Origin of the sequence: Mesorhizobium loti CJ3sym (genome assembly GCF_000472785.1) — a bacterium.
GTDB lineage: Bacteria > Pseudomonadota > Alphaproteobacteria > Rhizobiales > Rhizobiaceae > Mesorhizobium > Mesorhizobium loti_E.
The window spans coordinates 130,032-148,762 of sequence record NZ_AXAL01000002.1 but is presented as its reverse complement, the minus strand read 5'-3'; the positions used below and the strand labels follow the sequence as shown (position 1 = coordinate 148,762).

Here is an 18,731-nt window from a genome sequence, read left to right as displayed (position 1 = left end):
CCGAAGCGCGCCCGCAATACAATCATCCCAGCTGTCGCCATCTCACCGGCCCGTTGCCGCACCCCTTGGCCTCTGGCGTCGCGCAGTTGCGTGTCCATTGTCAAGCGGAGGGTGTCCAGGAGCCTTGCCCGCCCCTTGCTTCAGGCAGCCACGACGGCCCTGCTCCTTGCCTTCCACATGAACAGCCCGATGGCCAATATGTTCAGCAGATTCCAGGCGATGCCGTTGAGGAACGCCGCTGCATAGGAACCGGTCAGGTCGTAGATCCAGCCCGACATCCAGCCGCCGATCGCCATGCCGAAAATCGTTGCCATCATGACGATGCCGATACGCTGGCCGGCCTCCTTGGCGGGCAAATATTCGCGCACGATGATCGCGTAGCAAGGCACGATGCCGCCTTGCGACAGGCCGAACACCAGCGACACGACATAGAGCGAGGCGAGCCCGTCGAATGGGATGTAAAACAGCAGCGACAGGCATTGCAGCACGGAACCGATGATCAAGGTTTTCGCCCCGCCGATGCGGTCGGCGATAAACCCCGAAGCAAGCCGGCTGACGACACCTGCCGCCATCATGATCGACAGCATGTCGGCGCCATGCGCGATGCCGTAGCCTAGATCCATGCAATAGGCGACGATGTGCACCTGCGGCATCGACATCGCCACGCAGCAGCCGAGGCCGGCGACGACCAGCAGCCCCTGCAACGCCGCCGGCGACATGGGAATCGGCTGCACCGGCCGGCTTCCGGGCGAGCCGGCCGCCGCCGCATCCGGAGCCCCGCGCCGCAGCAGCAGCACCAGCGGCACCATGGTGACCAGGCAGAAGACGCCGATGGCAGCATAGGTGAAGCGCCAGCCTTCCGCCTTGATCAGGGTCGGCATGATGGTTGGCCAGAGCGCGCCGGCGAGGTAGTTGCCGGCCGCCGCCGCCGTGACCGCGACACCGCGCCGGCGGTTGAACCAGTGCGAAATGTCGGCGATCAGCGGCCCGAAGATCACCGACGTGCCGACACCGATCAGCACGCCTTGCGCAAGGGTGAATTGCAGGATCGAGGTCGACAACGCAGCGAGCAGCAGGCCGGCGGAGAGCGCCACTGAAGAGATCAGCGCCGGGATCCAATAGCCCATGCGATCGATGGCGCGGCCAACCAGCACATTGCCGGCGGCAAAGCCGACCATGGTCGCGGTGTAGGGCATGGATGCCGCGGCGCGGTCGACGCCGAATTCGGCCTGCACAGCGGGCAGCACCACGACGACGGCCCACATGCCGACAGCCCCGATTGTCGCCAGCACCATCGAGATGGCCAGCCGCGTCCAGGCGTAGGAGCTGTCAATGCCGGGGCTTGGCCGGCTCAGATCGGTTCGGGTCAAAGGCGTTTCCTTGCCGGCGGTCTCGAAAATCGGCTACCGTTTGCGCCACTATCAGCGCATTTTCAGCCGGCAGCAGCGCCACGGCGGGCAAATCCGTGGCTCCAGATTGAAAATGCGCATGCGCAATAGCCGTCCAGGCCCCGCGCGAATAGCCGGGGCTACCTTGGCGTGCTGCCGGCGGATCAGCTGTTCAGCGTGACTTGATCACGTGGTCGGTGTTGGCCAGCAATTTCCGCACTGCGGCGCGTGCCGCGTCCGGCCGCTGCAGGCGGATGTTCTTCTCGATCGCCTCATGCAGCTTCTGCGCATGGTTGAGGTCGTCAACCGCCCGCGTCGTATAAGCGAAGAGATGATCGAAGGCGGATTCGATCAGCACGCCAAGCGGCACCAAGAGGTCATTGCCGGAGGCCCGCAGGATGGCGAGGTGAAAGCGCGTGTCGGCGCGGGTGCGCTCCTGCAGGCTGGTCGCTGCCCCCATCTCGCGGCAGGCCTGGCTGATCTCGGCCATCTGCTCGCCGGTGCGCCGCATGGCGGCGAAGGCGGTCGCTTCCGGCTCGATAATGTGGCGGAACTCCTGCACCGTCTTCAGGAACACCTCGCGGTCGGGCGAGGTCGCGTACCAGGCGAGCACGTCGCGATCGAGCAGGTTCCAGCGCTCCTTCGGCTCAACCCAGCTGCCTATCTTGGGGCGTGACGCCAGCAGGCTCTTGGCCATCAGCATCTTGATCGCCTCGCGCACCGCCGAGCGGCTGACGCTGAAGGTCTCCGACCATTTCGCTTCATTGGGCAGGATGGTGCCGGGCGGATAGTCGCCGCGCACGATCCGCAGGCCAATTTCACTGGCCAGCGAGCCGTGCACGCTGGCGCCCGGAATGCGCGCCGCGTCGGGCCGGCGAACACCGGCCGGGCGCTCGGCGGCTGCCGGCTTTTTCGGCGATTTTTCCTTGTTCGGCTTCGCGTCCCGCATACGCTTCAGAAAGGCCGGTTTACGGAAGCTGTCAAGCACCACCGGGCGGTTGGGCCGCAAACCGCTCCGCTATGCACAGCCCATCCCCGTTTGCTCGCTCGCTCAGGTCGTTTTGACGTATTTGCGCCAGCTGTGCTCCGGGCAAAAACCGAGCATGTCGCGCGCCTTGCGGTTCGACAGCAGCGTCTCGTATTCGCCGAGTTCGGCCTTGACCGGCACGTTGGGATAAAACCGCTTCAGGAGTTCGGCCGTCGGCAGGTCGGACGAGGTGTCGTCATTGGCAGCGTTGAACACCTGGTAGCCGAGACCATCCTTTTCGATGGCGCGCAGCGTGATCTGGCCAAGGTCGCGCGCGTCGATGTAGCTCCAGGCGATGCGTTTGCGGAAGCCCGGATCGGCGAACCATTTCGGGAACAGCGAATACTCATGCGGCTCGATGACATTGCCGATACGCAAGGCGTAGATGTCGGTGCCATTGCGCAGCGCAAAGGCACGAGCCGTCTTCTCGTTGACGACCTTCGACAGCGCATAACTATCCATCGGATCGACGTCATACTCCTCGTCGAGCGGGAAATATTTGGGATCGCGTGGCTCGTTGGCGAACACTAGGCCATAGGTCGTCTCGCTGGAGGCGATGATCACCTTGCGGATGCCGAGCTTCACCGCCGCCTCGATAACATTGTAGGTCCCCATCGCGTTGATGCGGAACACCTCATTGTCGGGCGTGATCATGATGCGCGGGATGGCGGCGAAATGCACCACGGCATCCACCGGCTGCGGACGCAGCGACGGGTCGAATTCGTGCAGGCCCATATAGCTCGACAGCGCATTGAACACCTGCCCGCTGTCGGTGATGTCGGTGATCAGCGTGCGCACCTTTGGATTGTCGAGCGGCTTGGTGTCGATGTTGAGCACCTGATGGCCTTGTTCGACAAGGTATTGCACGACATGACGCCCAGCCTTGCCGCTGCCGCCGGTGAACATGATCCTCTTCGTCATTCTGGTCTCCATGACAGGCTCTGGAATTGACGTGTATTGTCAGACAATATTGCGTTCCGCAACCACATATGGCTAAAACGGCTGCATCATTATCGATAATCCGGGATAGGACCGACGACATGAGCACCACCACCGCGCGCGAAAATATCGGCTTCATCGGCCTAGGCCTGATGGGCCACGGCATCGCCAAGAACATTGTCGACAAGGGCTATCCCCTGACATTCCTTGGCCGCAAGAACCGCAAGCCGGCGGAGGACCTGTTGGGCCGTGGCGCCAAGGAAGCGGCGACCTCCCGCGATGTGGCGGCGGCATCCGACATCGTCTTCATTTGCGTCACTGGTTCGCGCGAGGTGGAAGCCATCATCCGCGGCCCCGGCGGCCTCAAGGAAGGCTTGAAGAAGGGCTCGGTTGTCGTCGACTGTTCGACCTCCGACCCGGTCTCGACCGTGGCCCTTGCAGCCGAGCTCAAGGCGTTGGGCATCGACTATGTCGATGCGCCGCTGAGCCGCACGCCGAAGGAGGCCTGGGAAGGCACGCTCGACGCCATGGTCGGCGCGCCCGACGCACTCTTTGCCAGGGTCAAGCCGGTGATCGAAACCTGGGCGGGGCGCATCGTCCATATCGGCGACACCGGCGACGGCCACCGCATGAAGCTGCTCAACAATTTCATCTCGCTGGGCTATGCCGCCCTCTATTCCGAAGCGCTGGCCCTGGCGGAAAAGGTCGGTATCTCACCGCCGCGTTTCGACAGCGTCATCCGCAACGGTCGCATGGATTGCGGCTTCTACCAGACCTTCATGCGCTGGACGCTGGAAGGCGACCGTGACGCCCATAAATTCACCATCGCCAATGCCTTCAAGGACCTGACCTATCTGGAGTCCATGGCCGGTGCCGCCGGCATCGCCAACCCGCTTGGCAATGCCACCAAGAATTCCTTCGCCGGCGCCCATGCCACTGGCCCGGCCGAACAGTTCGTGCCGATGCTGGCGACCCATATTGGCAAGGTAAACGGCGTCGACCTGATGCCGACGAAGGATGGCAAGAAGCAGACGATCTGAGGTGAGAAGTGGTCCGCGCAGCGGACGAAAAGCCAATTGCTTGGCTTTTCGAACTTCGAACGCCCTGAGCCTGCGAAGGGCCGGCGCAAGCCAGCGTCACCGCCGCCTGCTTCCGATCCCCTCATCCGTGTCGGCGAGCAGCTTGTGCACGGCGTTGCGCGCTGCCGCGGGACGCTGGAGGCGAATGGCCTTCTCGATCGCCTCGTGCAGCATCTGCGCCCGCCGCTGATCGCCGACCTGGCGCGTCGTGAAGACGAAGAGATGGTCGAGTGCGGACTCGATCAGCACACCGAGCGGCACCAGAAGGTCGTTGCCGGAGGCCCGCAGGATGGCGAGGTGAAAGCGCGTGTCGGCGCGGATGCGTTCCGGCAGGTTTGCCGCCTCGCCCATCTCGCGGCAGGCCAGGCTGATCTCGGCCATTTGCTCGTCGCTGCGCCGCATGGCGGCAAAGGCGGACGCTTCCGGTTCGATGATATGGCGGAACTCCTGCACGGTGCGCAGAAACGCTTCGCGGTCGGGTGCGGTCGCGTACCAGGCGAGCACGTCGCGGTCGAGCAGGTTCCAGCGCTCCCTCGGTTCGACCCAGCTTCCGATCTTGGGACGTGATGCCAAAAGGCTCTTGGCCATCAACATCTTGATCGCTTCGCGCACCGCCGAGCGGCTGACATTGAAGGTTTCGGCCCATTTGGCCTCGTTGGGCAAGATGCTGCCGGGCGGATAGTCGCCGCGCACGATCCGCAGACCAATCTCGCTGGCGAGCGAGGCGTGAACGCTCGATCCAGGAAAGTGCGCCGCATCCGCCCTGCGCACGACCACCGGATCGCGGTTGGCTTGCGCCTTGGCCCGGTTGGCTTTTTTCTTTGACGTCTCGTCCGGCATCCACGTTCCAATGCGTCGGCCGTCTGTCGTCCGGAAGGATCCGAACCCGCTCGGCGCGCCGATCCTGTTGCCGAAATCCAAACCATGGACGCGTCAAAGCCGGAGCCTCTGGCCCCCGCCACAGCGTCTCATTGAGGAATCGACGGGGCGCCCGGCTGCCGGGCGCCCCGTCATCGCAAAACTACTTCTGGATGCAGGTGTCGACCGTGTCCTTGGTGCATTCATCAAGGCCGGTGAACACCGGATCGGCGACCTTGGTGCCCTTGATGAGATCGATCATCACCGAAGGCGCCTTGTAGCCCATTTCGAACGGCCGCTGGCCGACGAGAGCGGTCACAAGCCCATCCCGGGCGATCGCCACTTCGTCGCCGATCGTGTCGGCGGCGCCAATGACGAAGTCGTTCTTGGCCAGACGGTCCTTCAGCGGTCCGACCAAGTCGCGATAGGGCTGCGGCGCGCCGAACAGCGGCCAGCCGCCCATGATGCCGAAGGCATCGAGCTTGGGGTTGGCGGCGAGGATGTCGGTCATCGCCTGCACGCCCTTGGCGCCATCATCATTGGTGAACACCGGGCAGCCGGCGACTTCGGTCCAGCCGCCTTCGCCGGCAAGTGCCGCGAGGCCTTCCTTGCCCGACAGCGCGTCACGCATGCCTTGCGCGCGGCGCAGGATGTTGTCAGCCGCAGGATTGCCTTCGATGGTGCAGATCGTACCGCCGTTCGGCTTGCCCTTCTTGATGTACTCGCCGATCTTCTTGCCCATCAGATAGTTGTCGGTGCCGAGATAGGTCTTGCGAAGGGCTGCATCCTCCTTGGCGAGGTCGGCGTCGATGGTCATGATCGGGATCGTCGGATTGGCGGTCTTGATCGTCTGCGCGATCAGCGGCGCATTGGACGGCGAAATCGCCATCGCTACCGTGTCGGCCTTGCTCAGCATATCCTGGACGATCTGCGCCTCGCCGGCCTCGTCGGAAGTCGATGCCGGTCCGGTGTAGAAGCATTCATATTCCGAGCTGGCGTTTTCCTTGTTCCACTTCTCACAACCCTGGTGGATGGCTTCGAAGAATGGATTGTCGAGACCTTTCACCACGATGACGAGTTGCTTCTTGGCCAAAGCCGGCCCGGCGCCCAGCGCCATGGCGGCGACGGCGGCAAGCAAAACTGTTTTCCTCATATCAGTCCTCCCTTGGAAACAGACGGACACGGCGTGCCCGCCACACAGACCAACCCGGAAGCGATGACAGAGGATCGTTATGCGAGCGCTCGTGTCACCAAGCCAGGTCGATAAGCATTTTTCAGTTCGGTCAGCCAGATCCAGAGTGGGCTGGCAAGGACCGACAATTTCCACCACACCTCGCGCGGCAAACCGGCAAACAGGATCGGTGGAGTACTCCTCCAGCACTCAGCTAATAACGGCGCGAAGCCAACGTCAATGCCATTTGTCCTACAAAACGGATTTTTCGAAATGACAGAACCCGTATCGCGGAAGGCGTCGACCTTATTTCTCCGACAATTGCCGGTTCTTATTCGTCTGACAATTGACGCCCGCGCGGGCATTTGCGTAGATGCACGTCAGCGCTGCTTCCGGGAGGAGCTGGGAGGGCGCCGCGAAAGCCGCGCCCGGTCGACCGGGAAAGCAGGCAGGCATAGGGAGGCAACAGGCTGGTGGCGGTTCTCGAACTCACCAATATTTCGAAGCATTTCGGCGCCATCCAGGCGGTCAACGACGTGTCGCTGTCGATCGAGCCCGGCCAGGTCGTCGGCCTGATGGGCGACAACGGCGCCGGCAAGTCGACGCTGGTCAAGATGATCGCCGGCAATTTCCGGCCGAGCCACGGCTCAATGCGCATGGACGACAAGGAACTGATCCTGCACAAGCCGGTCGAGGCGCGCCAGCACGGCATCGAGATCGTCCACCAGGACCTCGCGCTCTGCAACAATCTGACCGCGGCGGCGAACGTCTATCTCGGCCGCGAGTTGCGGCGCGGCATCGGTCCGTTCCGCATTCTCGACTATGCCGCGATGTACAAGCGCGCCGGCCAGATCTTCGCCGAGCTGAAGTCCGAGACCAGGCCGCGCGACCTCGTCAAGCAGATGTCCGGCGGCCAGCGCCAGGCGGTGGCGATCGCCCGCACCAGGCTGTCGCAGGCCAAGATCGTGCTGATGGACGAGCCGACCGCGGCAATTTCCGTCAGGCAGGTGGCCGAGGTCCTGAACCTGATCCGCCGGCTGCGCGACCAGGGTATATCAGTCGTGCTGATCAGCCACCGCATGCCCGACGTCTTCGACGTCGCCGACCGCGTCATCGTCATGCGGCGCGGTCGCAAGGTTGCCGACAAGACGATCGCGTCGAGCTCGCCCGAGGAAGTCACCGGGCTGATCACCGGCGCCATCGAACAGGTTTGATTTTCAAGCGTTTTCTCTATGGGGTAAAGGTCGACGATGGCACTGACAATTGACCAGCCGATCGTGCAAAAGCAGCAATCCTTGCTGACAAGGATGTTCGCCAGCCAGACCTTCTGGGTGGTGATAGCCGTGATCCTCGCCTGCCTGTTCCTGTCGTTTGCCACCGACGCCTTCGCCACCTCGAAGAACCTCTACAACATCACCCGTAATGTCACCTTCGTCGCTATCATCGCGCTCGGCATGACGTTCGTCATCATCACCGGCGGCATCGACCTGTCGGTTGGTTCGGTGCTGTGCCTGTCGTCAATGGTGCTGGCCGTCACCATGCATGCCGGCTACTCGATCGAAATCGGCATCCTCGCCTCAATCGCCACCGCGCTCGCCATCGGCGCCTTCAACGGCATTCTAATAGCCTATATCGGATTTCCACCCTTCGTGGTCACACTTGGCATGCTGTCCATCGCCCGCAGCCTGGCCATGGTTGCCTCCAACAACACCGTCGTCTTCCAGTTCGGGCCCGACCATGCCAAGCTTCTGGCACTCGGCGGTGGGGCTTGGGTGTTCGGCATTGCCAATCCGGTGCTCTACACCATCGTTCTGGCGCTCATCACCGGCTTCGTGCTGCGCTGGACAAAATTTGGCCGCCACATCTTCGCCATTGGCGGCAATGAGCACGCAGCAACGCTGACCGGCGTCCCGGTGAAGCCGATCAAGGTCGCGGTCTACATGATTTCGGCGCTGGCGGCCGGCATTGCCGGCATCATCCAGACCGGTTGGCTGGGTGCGGTCACCACCAATCTCGGCACCGGCATGGAGCTGCAGGTCATCGCCGCCACCGTCATCGGCGGCGCCAACCTCGCCGGCGGCGTCGGCACCGCCTTTGGCGCCATTGTCGGTGCTGCGCTCATCGAGGTGATCCGCAACAGCCTTGGCCTGCTCGGCATCAATGCCTTCTGGCAAGGCGTCTTCATCGGCGGCGCCATCCTGCTGGCAGTGCTGTTCGACCGCATCCGCAACTTCAGGCGCAGCGACTGATGCGGCTTCCCTTCTCCTCTTGTGGGAGAAGGTGGCCTCGCGAAGCGAGGTCGGATGAGGAGTGCTCCAGCTTGGTAACAACGGCACTCCGTCACCCACCCCTCAACCGTCTCGGCGCTGCGCGCCGATCCACCTTCTCCCACAAGGGGAGAAGGAAAAGGCACCAAGGGTTATTCGTTCCGGTTCCGATCTCTCAGTCTGAAAATCGGCTGAAACGGCCCGCATGGCTACCGGCCTACAGCCCATGCCTTGACGGAGACCGAAAACCGGCCGCACAATCCGCGATGCAGGCGAAGGGAGGCCAGTCGTCTGCGGGAGGATATGCCCATGACGGACGCGATCAGGCTCTACTGGGGCCGGTTCGGACATGTTTCTGTCCTGAATGTCGCAAGCGACTTCGTCACCCATGCCCATGTCGAGGCACATCTGATCATCTGGCTCGAAGGCACCGCCGGCGAGATGACCATCGGCCGCGAAACGGTTAAGCTTGGACCACGCACCGCCGCCGGCATCAATTCCTTCCAGCCGCACAGCCACGTCCTGTCGCAGAACGGCAGGCCTGGCCTGTTCCTCGCCTTCTATGTCGACCCGGACTGGGCGCGGCGGCGCCGAGACCTGCCCTCTTCCGCACCGCTGTTTTCGCAGGCGGCGATCACGCTGGAGCCCTGGCTGCACCAGGCCGCCGCCAGCCTGCTCGACCATCTGACCGACAATGAAAGCGTCGACGACGTCGCCAATTACGAGATCGAACGCTTCATCGACTCAGTGCTTGACGCCGCCGACGCGTCGGCGCCGCCGGAGCGCATCCGCATCAACACCATGCAGGATTTTCGCGTCCGCAAGGCGATCCAGCTGATGCGGGCCAATGTCTGCGAGCGCATCTCGTTCGACGACGTCGCGCGCAGCGTCGGCCTATCGCGGCCGCATTTCTTCGCTTTGTTCAAGGAACAGACCAATCTGACGCCCAACGTCTACTGGAACACGCTGCGCATGGAAGAAGCGGTGCGGCAGCTGCAGTGGTCCGAGGCACCGCTGATCTCGGTCGCCTGCAATCTCGGCTTCACCACGCAAGGCAATTTCTCGCGCTTCTTCCGCGACCATGTCGGCGTGCCGCCGACGCTTTACCGTGAGGCGGCGCGGGCAACAGCCTGAACCGCAGCCGCCAGTTTTTCATACTGATTGATAGGCGCGCAAGACGCTTTGATAAACGGCGCCGCGAACATCGCCCTACCCTTGCCCCAGACGAAAATTCGCAAGGGAACGTCTTATGGCAAAAGTCACCATCTCCAGCGTCATCGACGCGCCGGTCGAAAAGGTCTGGGCGCGCATACGCGACTTCAACGGGCTGCCGGGCTGGCACCCGCGCATGGTCGAAAGCCATATAGAGGACGGCAAGGACGCCTCGGCGATCGGCTGCGTGCGCAATTTCGAGCTCGCCAGCGGCGCCCGCATCCGTGAAAAGCTGCTCGACTTCTCCGATGAGAACTTCCTAGTCAGCTATTCCATCCTGGAAACGCCGCAGCCGCTCACCAACCACAAGGCAACGCTGGAACTCAGGCGCGTCACCGATGGCGATCGTACCTATGCCGAATGGACCGCCAGCTTCGATGCAGCGCCCGAAGAAGCCGACAAGATCGCCGCGGGCATGGGCGCCAACGTCTTTCAGGGCGGGTTCAATGCGCTGAAAACCCATTTTGCCGGCCAGAGCTGAATTGGGCTGAGAACAGGAGCGTTCCATGGCGCTTGCACTCCAGACATTCCCGACCGTGAAGGATGCCAACGCGGCGCTGAAGGCGGCTGGCACCCGCTATCTCGGCGGTGGCACGCTGGTTGTCCGCGCGGCCAATGAAGGCGATGTTTCGGTGTCCGGCCTTGTCAGGTCGACCGAACCGGTCCTGTCGGCCATCGCGGTCTCCGGCGGCATGGCCCGCATCGGTGCCTCGGTGACGATGGCGGCCATCGCCCGCCATCCGGAGCTCGGCGCGCTCGCCAAGGCTGTACGCGCCGTCGGTGGCCCGGCGATCCGCAACATGGCGACGATCGGCGGCAATCTGTTCGCGCCGGCGCCCTATGGCGATTTTGCCGTGGCCTTGCTGGCGCTCGACGCCACGGTCAGCACCGACAATGGCGAATTGCCCATTGAGACCTTTCTGGCTGGCCGGAACGACAGCCGTGCCATCGTCACGTCAGTCAGCTTCACACTGCCGAAGGCTGGCACCTTCCGCTTCCTGAAAGTGTCGCGGGTCAAGCCCAAGGGCGTCTCGGTGCTCAGCATCGCGGCCGTTCTGGAACAGGCTGCCGACGGCACCATCTCCTCGGCGCGGATCGCGCTCGGCTGCATGGCTGACCGGCCGATGCGCGCCAGGGCGGCGGAAAAGGCCCTGCTCGGAAAGACGCTTGACCGGGACGGCATCGCACCGGCGCTGGCCGCCGCCACCGAAGGCACCGCGCCGATCACCGATCCGATCGCCAGCGCCTGGTATCGCGCTGAAGTCCTGCCGGTCCATCTCGGCAGGCTGCTGCTGACCTGAAAACACCCCGTTGGGGGGCGCGCGTCTGTCCGATCCGTCGGGCAGGCGCGCAAGGAGGAAACATGGCGAAGGTCCCGGTCCAGTTCACGCTCAACGGCTCCGAAGAAGCCGAATTCATCGACAGCGGCACGACGCTGCTCAACGCCTTGCGCGACAAAATCGGCGACACCTCGCCGAAAGGCGGCTGCCATCAGGGCACCTGCGGCGCCTGCTCCGTCATCATAGATGGCGAGCTTCGATTGTCCTGCCTGACGCTGGCTGAAACCTGTAGTGGCGCGGCCATCACCACGCTATCGGGGTTGTCGGAAAGTGGCGTCCTGCATCCGCTGCAGCGCGCTTTCCTCGATACTTTCGCCACGCAATGCGGCTTCTGCACGCCGGGCATGATCATCGCCGCCAAGGTGCTGCTCGACCACACCCCGAACCCGAGCCGCGATGAGGTGGTCGAGGCGCTGTCGGGCAACATCTGCCGCTGCACCGGCTACGAGCCGATCATCCAGGCCGTGCTCACCGCTGCCCGCGCCAATTCGCAGAACGCGGCCTGAGGGAGCAAAAGAATGGAACTGCGGAAAAACTATTTCGCCGATGTGCGCAAGGACGATCTGCACGAGATCGGCCAGCCCCGTCCGCGTTCGGACTCACCCGGCCATGTCACCGGCAAAACCGCGTTTTTCGCCGACCGCAACTTTCCCGGCATGCTGCACCTGAAGATGGTGCGCAGCCCGCATCACCATGCGCGCATCCGCTCGATCGACACGTCCGAGGCTGAAAAACATCCGGGCGTGGTCAAGGTGCTGACCGCCAAGGATGTGCCGCACAATGTCTACACCATCCTGATCCTGATCCAGATCGGCCCGGAGGACGAGACGGTGCTCGCCGACGGCAAGGTGCGTTGGAAAGGCGAGGCCGTGGTGGCGGTACTGGCCGAAACCGAACGCGCCGCGCAAGAGGCCGCGGCGAAGGTCAAGGTCGACTACGAAGTGCTGCCGGCCGTGTTCGACATGGAGGAGGCGCTGAAGCCCGGCGCGCCGCTGGTCAACGAATATCACGGCCAGAACTATTATCTCTATGACAGCGGCGCGTGCCGCAAGGTGCGCTTCGGCGATGTCGAGGCGGGTTTTGCCGGGGCCGACCACATATTGGAGCAGAGCTACCAGTCCTCGCCGATCGAGCATGCGCCGACCGAGACCACCGGTTGCGTGGTGATGCCCGAAGGGAATGACCGCTTCACCTGCTACACCAACACGCAGGCGATGTTCTTCACCCTCGACAACACCTCGATCATCCTGCAGATGCCGGGCTCGAAGCTGCATTTCGTCGGCGGCACCGTCGGCGGCGGCTTTGGCGGCAAGGTCGACGTCATCGTCGAGCCGATCGCCATTCTCGGCGCCAAGCTCACCGGCCGTCCGGTGTCCTTCATCTACAGCCGCGAGGAGGAGATGCAGATCTCGTCACCCCGAGCGGCCGAAAAGGTCGTCATCAAGGATGGCGTCATGAAGGACGGCCGCATCATCGCCCGAAAAGTCACCGGCTATACCGACGCCGGCGCCTATTCCCGCCATTCGCCCTACGGCGCGCAGAAGGGCGCCGGACACTATCCTGGGCCGTACACCATCCCCAATGTCTGGATCGACACCTACTGCGTCTACACCAACCGCACGCCCTCCTCCGCCATGCGCGGCTTCGGCGTCACCATCGGCGATTTCGCGCTGGAGGTGCAGATGGACAAGCTGGCGCGGCTGATCGGCATGGATCCGCTCGAATTCCGCTTCATCAACGCCTATCGCGACGGCGACATGAAGGCGCATCGCCAGCCGACCGAAGGGGCAGCACTGATCGAGTGCATGCAGGAAGCCTCGCGCGCCGCCAACTGGCCGGTGGCGGAAAAATACATGGCAATGTCCTCCTACAAGAACGGAGCTTGAGATGGCGATCAGGCGTGGACGCGGCGTTGCCGCCATCAACTATCCCACCGGCATGAACCTCGGCGGCGACCCGACCCAGGCGCTCGTCCATTCGACACCAACCGGTAATTTCATGGTGACGCTGTCCTCGGTCGATCTCGGCCAGGGCATGAAACAGATCATGGCGCAGATCTGCGCCGAGACGATCGGCGTGCCGACCGACCGCGTCGTCGTCGACACTGCCGACACCGATACCGGCCCGCATTGCATGGGCACCTTCGCCTCGCGCGGCACCCACCGCGCCGGCAATGCCGTCATCCAGGCGGCCAAGGAAGCGCGACAGGTGATGCTGGAAGTGGCGGCGGAAGAACTGGAGGTCAACGCCTCCGACCTCGAGACCGACGGCCAGGGCAACATACTGGTCAAGGGGGCACCGCAAAAATCGATCTCGATCTTCGATGTCGCGCTTTCCGCCCATTTCAAGCGCGGCCGCTCGATTTCGGGACGCGGCATGTTCCTCATCCCGCGCTCCTATCCGGAGAAGGAAACCGGCGCGATGAAGCCGTCGACCTGCTACGCGCATGCCTGCACGGTGGCCGAGGTCGAGGTCGATGACGAGACCGGCGAGGTCACCGTGCTGACGGTGAAGAACGTCTTCGAGATCGGCCGCGCCCTGAACCCGAAAATGGTCGAGCAGCAACTGGTCGGCGGCTCGTGGATGGGCATCAGCCACGCGCTCTACGAAACGACCGAGCCCTATTATCCCAACCGCGATAATGGCGGCACCGATTTCAACCAGTATCTGATGCCCGGGCCCGGCGACCTTGCCGAGACCGAGATCATCGTGTTGGAGCGACCCTCGGCGGATGGTCCTTACGGCGCCAAGGGGCCGGGCGAAATGTGCGCCAACCCGCAAATCCCTGCGGTTGCCAACGCCGTCTTCGACGCGGTCGGCGTGCGCATCGACACGCTGCCGATCACGCCGGAACGCATCCTGCGCGCGCTCAAGGCGCAAGCGGCGAGCTGAGGACCGAAATGAGCGGGACAAGCGCCGAGACCGTCGCGACCTCGCCGGAGGCGGTGGCGCAGCATCTCGCCGCCTCGCGCTATCTGGCCGATGACAGCCTGGCCACCGCCATCTTCCTGGCGATCCGGCTGGGCAAGCCGCTGCTGCTCGAAGGCGCGCCCGGCGTCGGCAAGACGGAAGCGGCGAAGGCAATCGCCGAGCTGCTTGGCCGCGATCTGGTGCGTCTGCAATGCTACGAAGGCATCGATGCAGCACACGCGCTCTACGAATGGAACTACCAGCGCCAGCTGCTTGCCATCCGCCATGCCGGCGAGCACGAAATCGACATCTATGACGACCGCTTTCTCATCGCCCGGCCGCTGCTCCAGGTGTTGCGGGCGCCTGAACAGCGCGTGCTGCTGGTCGACGAGATCGATCGTTCCGACCATGAATTCGAGGCCCTGCTGCTCGAATTCCTGTCAGATTTCCAGATCAGCATTCCCGAGCGCGGCACCATCCGCGCCGCCGCCCAGCCGATCGTCATCCTGACCTCGAACCGCACCCGCGAACTCGCCGAAGCGCTGCGGAGGCGCTGCGTCTACCACTGGATCGGCTATCCCGACGCCGAGCGCGAGGCCGCCATCATCATGCTGCGCGCCGGCGATGTGGCTGAGGCCACCGCGCGCGCGGTGGCCGCAGCGGTGCAGACCATCCGCGCCCGCCCGCTGGCCAAGCCGCCCGGCATCGCCGAAGCGGTCGAATGGGCGAATGCCGCGACCATCCTCGAAAAAGGCGGCAGCCCCTGGCCGGAGGCTTTTCGCCGCGCCATCGGCGTGTTGATCAAGGATGAGGAAGACCTGTCCTATATCGCGCCTGAGCTTGGACGGATCGTCGAGGAGGCGCTGGCATGATCCGCGACTTCATTCCTCCACGCCGGCGGGACAGCGCCCCCCTCTGTCCTGCCGGACATCTCCCCCTCAAGGGGAGAGATCAGCTGTCATTTCGGCTTTCGCCAATCTCCGTCGTCGCAGAACTGAGCGAAGCGTCAGAGCTGCCAATCTCCCCCCTTGAGGGGGAGATGTCCGGCAGGACAGAGGGGGGCGCCACAGAATGATGCCGGAAACATGCTTGCCCCGCGCTGCCGCTCCATTCCTGGGTTTTGCCCGGCTGCTGCGCAGCCACGCCTTCGCCATTGCCCCAGAGCAAATCTCCAACTTCATGCAAGCGGTGACCCTGCTCGGACCGCGCTCCATGGCAGGCATTAGAGAAGCCGCCCTTGCCACGCTCGCACCGCCCCCCGACCGCCGCGACGAATTCGAAGCGCATTTCCAGAGCCATTTCTACGGCAACACTTCAGCCGTGGCCGAAGGTGACGCCGACGAGGAAACCCATATCAAGGACGATGGCGGACCCAACGAGGAGCGGATCGAGGCGGAGCAGAGCCAGGAGGGCGGCGAGCTAACCTCCGCTCTGGAGCAATTGAGCACCCGCGATTTCCAGCGTGATGACGACAGGCTGACCGCCTTCCGCCGTAAACTCTCCGCCGCCCTGCCCGCCCGCCGCTCCTTCCGCACCGTGCGCACCCCTTCGCGCGGCAAACTCGACCTGCGCCGCTCGCTGCGCGAAATCGTCAGCGCCGACGGCGATGTGCCCTCGCCGCTGCTGCGCCGCCGCCAGAGCGTGCCGCGCAAGCTGCTGCTGCTGATCGATGTCTCCGGCTCGATGAAGCTGCACACGGCGGACTATCTCGAGCTGGCGCATGCCGCCGTGCAAGGCGCCGACCGCGCCGAAATCTTCACCTTCGGCACGCGGCTGACCCGCATCACCTCGGCATTGCGCCTCCGCGACCGCGACCAGGCGCTGGCGCGCGCGGCCGCCCAGGTCGACGACTGGGACGGCGGCACCCGCATGGGGCCAACGCTCCTTGCCTTCCTCTCGGTGCCCCGCTTCTCGTCTTTTGCGCGCGGCGCCGCTGTCGTCATCCTGTCGGACGCCTTGGAGCGTGGCGGCCATGCCGAACTGGAAACAGCGATACGACGGCTGAGCGCCCGCGCCTTCCGGCTGTCACTGGCCACACCCTTGGCCGGCGACCCGCGCTTCCGCCCGGCCACGGCAGCGCTTCGCGCCATCCTGCCCGACCTCGACGATCTCATCGACGGCTCGTCGGTGAAAAGCCTCACCGATTTCATCCTGTCGCTTGCCCTCCCTGCCCCGGCGGCATCGACAATCTGGAAAAGGGTATCGTGATGCAGAAAGCCATCGACGCGCATTTCCACATCTGGCGCCAAAAGGATCAGCCCTGGCTGGTCGGCCCGATGGTGCCGCGCATCTTTGGGCCTTACGAACCGATCCGACGCGACTACCCGATTGGCGAATTCCTCGAAGACCAGAAAAGTTCGGGCGTCGAGAAGGCCGTCTATGTCCAGACCAACTGGGCCAAGGAGGATTTCGAGAAGGAAGTCGACTTCCTGCAGAAGACATCCGACGAAACCGGCTGGCCGCACGCTATCGTCGGCTATGCCGACATGACTGTGGATGACGTCAGGCCGCAGATCGACCGGCTGATGAAACACAGGCTGCTGCGCGGCGTGCGCATGCAATTGCATTGGCACGAGACGCCGGCCTTCCGCTTTGCCGCCTCTGCCGACCAGGTCATCGACCCCAAGGTGCGCGCCAACGTGGCGAGGCTGAAGGATTACGGCCTGTCATTCGACCTGCAGCTCTTCCCGGCCCAGATGAAGGACGGGCTGACGCTGGTCGGCGAAAACCCGCAAACCAATTTCATTCTCACTCATGCCGGCATGCTGACCGGCATCGAACCGGAAACCACCGAAGCCTGGAAAGCCGGACTGCGCACGCTGTCGGCGGCACCCAATTTCTACGCAAAGCTGTCCGGTCTCGGCACCTTCGTCCACCGCAACGACCCGGCCCTGATCGCCTATATCGTCGATAACGCGATCGACATTCTGGGCTCGGATCACCTGATGTTCGGCTCCAACTTCCCGATCGAGAAGCTGTGGACCAGCCATGCCGAACTGATCAAGGCGCACCGCGATGCGGTGGCGAGGCACGGTGCAGCCGCCGAGGCCGATATCTTCTGGAACACGGCCGAGCGGGTCTACAGGCCGGTGTAGCGCAGCTTCTTCCTTCTCCCCTTGTGGGAGAAGGTGGATCGGCACGTAGCGCCGAGACGGACAAGGGGTGTTCCAGCGGAGTGAGACGCTGGCGTTCCCTGGAACACCCCTCATCCGTCGCCTTCGCGACACCTTCTCCCGCAAGGGGAGAAGGGAAGACCGCCGCTATGAGACGCTCTCACTGCGTCGGCAGCATGCCTTCGACGTCGCTGGCCGCGTCGGTGAGCGCTTCCTTGGGCGTGGCCGACTGGTCGACGATGCGCGACAGATTGTCGACGATCGTCTGCGTCACCTTCACGCCATTGGTGCCCGGGAAGGCATACCACGGAACCATCAGCGGCATCTGGCTGAGCCCGGCCTGGAACAGCGGGTTCTTCTTGTAGAAATCGCCAAGATAGTCAGGAGATTTCGCCGCCAGCTCATTGTTGGGGACATAGCCCGTGCCCGGCACGACGACGGAAGCGCCATAGGGGCCGGCGGCGAATTTCGCGAACTTCCAGGCGGCTTCCTGCTTGGCCGCGTCCTTGGTCAGGATAACCACGGCATTGCCGCCGGTCGGCAGATGGCCGTTGACCGGATCGATCAGCGGAATCTTGGCGGTGCGCAGCGTGAACTTGTCACCGACATTCTTGATCGTGTTGACCAAGGCACCCGTGGTCTGGAATTCGAAGCCGACCTTGCCGGCCGCGAAGGCCTGCTCGCCCGCCGGCTTGGTGAAGACCGGCATGCCGCCCTCCTTCACCATCCGCTCGAGAATCTCCATCGCCTTCTCGCCTTCCGGCCCGTTGAAGGCGACCTTGCTTTCATCCTCGTTCAGCATCTTGCCACCGGCGCCGAACAGCAGCGCCGAGAACATCCAGTCGTCGCCCTGCCAGCGGAAGTCGATGCCGTCGACACCGTTGCCGAGAGCCTTGATCTTGCCGCCAAGCGCGATCACCTCGTCCCAGGTCTTGGCCGGATTGTCGGGATCGCCGCCGGCTGCCTTCACCAGGTCGGCATTGTAGTACATGATCGGGTTGGACGTCGCGAAGGCAAGGCCAACCTGCTTGCCGTTGACCTGCGCCAGCTTCAGGATCGTGTCGGAAAAGCCGAGCTCCGCCATATTGCCTTCCTTCTTGACCAGCGGGCCGAGATCGACGGCAACGTCGCGCTCGTTGAGCATGCGCAGGCGGTTGAGGCCGATGAAGGTGATGTCGGGCATTTCGTCGGTGCCGGCCTGGCGAAGAATGGTCTGGATGCCTTCTTCATAAGTCGCCGACGGGCTGGCGAACTGAATCTTGATGTCGGGGTTTTCTTCCATGAACTTCTTCGAGATCGTGTCCATCACGTTCTTGAAGAAGCCGGGCATCGGGTAGTGAACCGTCAGCGTCGTTTCGGCATGGGCCGGAAGGGCTGCCGCCAGCGACACCACTGCCGCGGCAAAAATCCTGGAGATATGCTTCATT

General features: G+C 63.6%; 18 protein-coding genes. 12 read left to right on the top strand and 6 right to left on the bottom strand.

Annotated features, from left to right (window positions below):
- Positions 1 to 140: 140 nt before the first annotated feature.
- From A3A9_RS0105305 to A3A9_RS0105295, 3 genes are all read right to left on the bottom strand, one after another.
- Positions 141 to 1,370, bottom strand: coding sequence for an MFS transporter (locus A3A9_RS0105305; protein WP_027057839.1), 1,230 nt, complete (start codon positions 1,368 to 1,370; stop codon positions 141 to 143).
- Positions 1,371 to 1,560: 190 nt separating this feature from the next.
- Complete coding sequence (locus tag A3A9_RS0105300; protein ID WP_027057838.1) at positions 1,561 to 2,337, bottom strand: FadR/GntR family transcriptional regulator; 777 nt, start codon at positions 2,335 to 2,337, stop codon at positions 1,561 to 1,563.
- A 102-nt stretch (positions 2,338 to 2,439) separates the two neighbouring features.
- Positions 2,440 to 3,336 carry an NAD-dependent epimerase/dehydratase family protein gene (locus tag A3A9_RS0105295; protein ID WP_027057837.1) on the bottom strand — a complete coding sequence of 299 codons (897 nt, stop codon included), beginning with the start codon at positions 3,334 to 3,336 and terminating at the stop codon, positions 2,440 to 2,442.
- A gap of 68 nt (positions 3,337 to 3,404) precedes the next feature.
- On the opposite strand from A3A9_RS0105295, the gene A3A9_RS0105290 reads away from it, so the two are divergent.
- Positions 3,405 to 4,394, top strand: coding sequence for an NAD(P)-dependent oxidoreductase (locus A3A9_RS0105290; protein WP_275451160.1), 990 nt, complete (start codon positions 3,405 to 3,407; stop codon positions 4,392 to 4,394).
- A gap of 96 nt (positions 4,395 to 4,490) precedes the next feature.
- Here A3A9_RS0105290 and A3A9_RS0105285 read toward each other — a convergent pair whose 3' ends face one another.
- Together A3A9_RS0105285 and A3A9_RS0105280 are read right to left on the bottom strand one after the other, a co-directional pair.
- The gene (locus A3A9_RS0105285) at positions 4,491 to 5,273 is read right to left on the bottom strand and encodes a FadR/GntR family transcriptional regulator (RefSeq protein ID WP_027057835.1); all 783 of its coding nucleotides are present in this window, start codon (positions 5,271 to 5,273) and stop codon (positions 4,491 to 4,493) included.
- A gap of 181 nt (positions 5,274 to 5,454) precedes the next feature.
- The gene (locus A3A9_RS0105280; protein ID WP_027057834.1) at positions 5,455 to 6,444 is read right to left on the bottom strand and encodes a sugar-binding protein; all 990 of its coding nucleotides are present in this window, start codon (positions 6,442 to 6,444) and stop codon (positions 5,455 to 5,457) included.
- Between the two features lie 491 nt (positions 6,445 to 6,935).
- Here A3A9_RS0105280 and A3A9_RS0105275 point away from each other — a divergent pair, with 491 nt between their 5' ends.
- The 11 genes from A3A9_RS0105275 to A3A9_RS0105225 all read left to right on the top strand — a co-directional run bounded on the left by A3A9_RS0105275 (position 6,936) and on the right by A3A9_RS0105225 (position 17,286).
- A complete protein-coding gene (locus tag A3A9_RS0105275) occupies positions 6,936 to 7,676 on the top strand; it encodes an ATP-binding cassette domain-containing protein (protein ID WP_027029823.1) in 741 nt (246 codons plus the stop codon).
- Between the two features lie 36 nt (positions 7,677 to 7,712).
- A complete protein-coding gene (locus tag A3A9_RS0105270; RefSeq protein ID WP_027029824.1) occupies positions 7,713 to 8,711 on the top strand; it encodes an ABC transporter permease in 999 nt (332 codons plus the stop codon).
- 327 nt (positions 8,712 to 9,038) lie between these two features.
- A complete protein-coding gene (locus A3A9_RS0105265) occupies positions 9,039 to 9,863 on the top strand; it encodes a helix-turn-helix domain-containing protein (RefSeq protein WP_027057833.1) in 825 nt (274 codons plus the stop codon).
- A gap of 115 nt (positions 9,864 to 9,978) precedes the next feature.
- On the top strand, positions 9,979 to 10,422 hold the full coding sequence (locus A3A9_RS0105260) for an SRPBCC family protein (RefSeq protein ID WP_027057832.1): 444 nt from the start codon (positions 9,979 to 9,981) through the stop codon (positions 10,420 to 10,422).
- Positions 10,423 to 10,447: 25 nt separating this feature from the next.
- On the top strand, positions 10,448 to 11,242 hold the full coding sequence (locus tag A3A9_RS0105255) for an FAD binding domain-containing protein (RefSeq protein ID WP_027057831.1): 795 nt from the start codon (positions 10,448 to 10,450) through the stop codon (positions 11,240 to 11,242).
- A gap of 62 nt (positions 11,243 to 11,304) precedes the next feature.
- The gene (locus A3A9_RS0105250; RefSeq protein WP_027057830.1) at positions 11,305 to 11,787 is read left to right on the top strand and encodes a (2Fe-2S)-binding protein; all 483 of its coding nucleotides are present in this window, start codon (positions 11,305 to 11,307) and stop codon (positions 11,785 to 11,787) included.
- A 12-nt stretch (positions 11,788 to 11,799) separates the two neighbouring features.
- Complete coding sequence (locus A3A9_RS46270) at positions 11,800 to 13,167, top strand: xanthine dehydrogenase family protein molybdopterin-binding subunit (protein ID WP_027057829.1); 1,368 nt, start codon at positions 11,800 to 11,802, stop codon at positions 13,165 to 13,167.
- Between the two features lies 1 nt (position 13,168).
- On the top strand, positions 13,169 to 14,173 hold the full coding sequence (locus A3A9_RS46265) for a xanthine dehydrogenase family protein molybdopterin-binding subunit (RefSeq protein WP_027057828.1): 1,005 nt from the start codon (positions 13,169 to 13,171) through the stop codon (positions 14,171 to 14,173).
- 8 nt (positions 14,174 to 14,181) lie between these two features.
- The gene (locus tag A3A9_RS0105235) at positions 14,182 to 15,063 is read left to right on the top strand and encodes an AAA family ATPase (RefSeq protein WP_027057827.1); all 882 of its coding nucleotides are present in this window, start codon (positions 14,182 to 14,184) and stop codon (positions 15,061 to 15,063) included.
- Between the two features lie 199 nt (positions 15,064 to 15,262).
- Positions 15,263 to 16,399 carry a vWA domain-containing protein gene (locus A3A9_RS0105230; RefSeq protein ID WP_027057826.1) on the top strand — a complete coding sequence of 379 codons (1,137 nt, stop codon included), beginning with the start codon at positions 15,263 to 15,265 and terminating at the stop codon, positions 16,397 to 16,399.
- Positions 16,399 to 17,286 (top strand): amidohydrolase family protein, encoded by an 888-nt coding sequence (locus A3A9_RS0105225; protein ID WP_027057825.1) that lies wholly within the window; start codon positions 16,399 to 16,401, stop codon positions 17,284 to 17,286. The genes A3A9_RS0105230 and A3A9_RS0105225 overlap by 1 nt, the downstream gene beginning before the upstream one ends.
- A 178-nt stretch (positions 17,287 to 17,464) precedes the next feature.
- Here the strand turns inward: A3A9_RS0105225 and A3A9_RS0105220 are convergent, their stop codons facing one another.
- Positions 17,465 to 18,730 (bottom strand): ABC transporter substrate-binding protein, encoded by a 1,266-nt coding sequence (locus A3A9_RS0105220; RefSeq protein ID WP_027057824.1) that lies wholly within the window; start codon positions 18,728 to 18,730, stop codon positions 17,465 to 17,467.
- Between the last annotated feature and the right edge of the window lies 1 nt (position 18,731).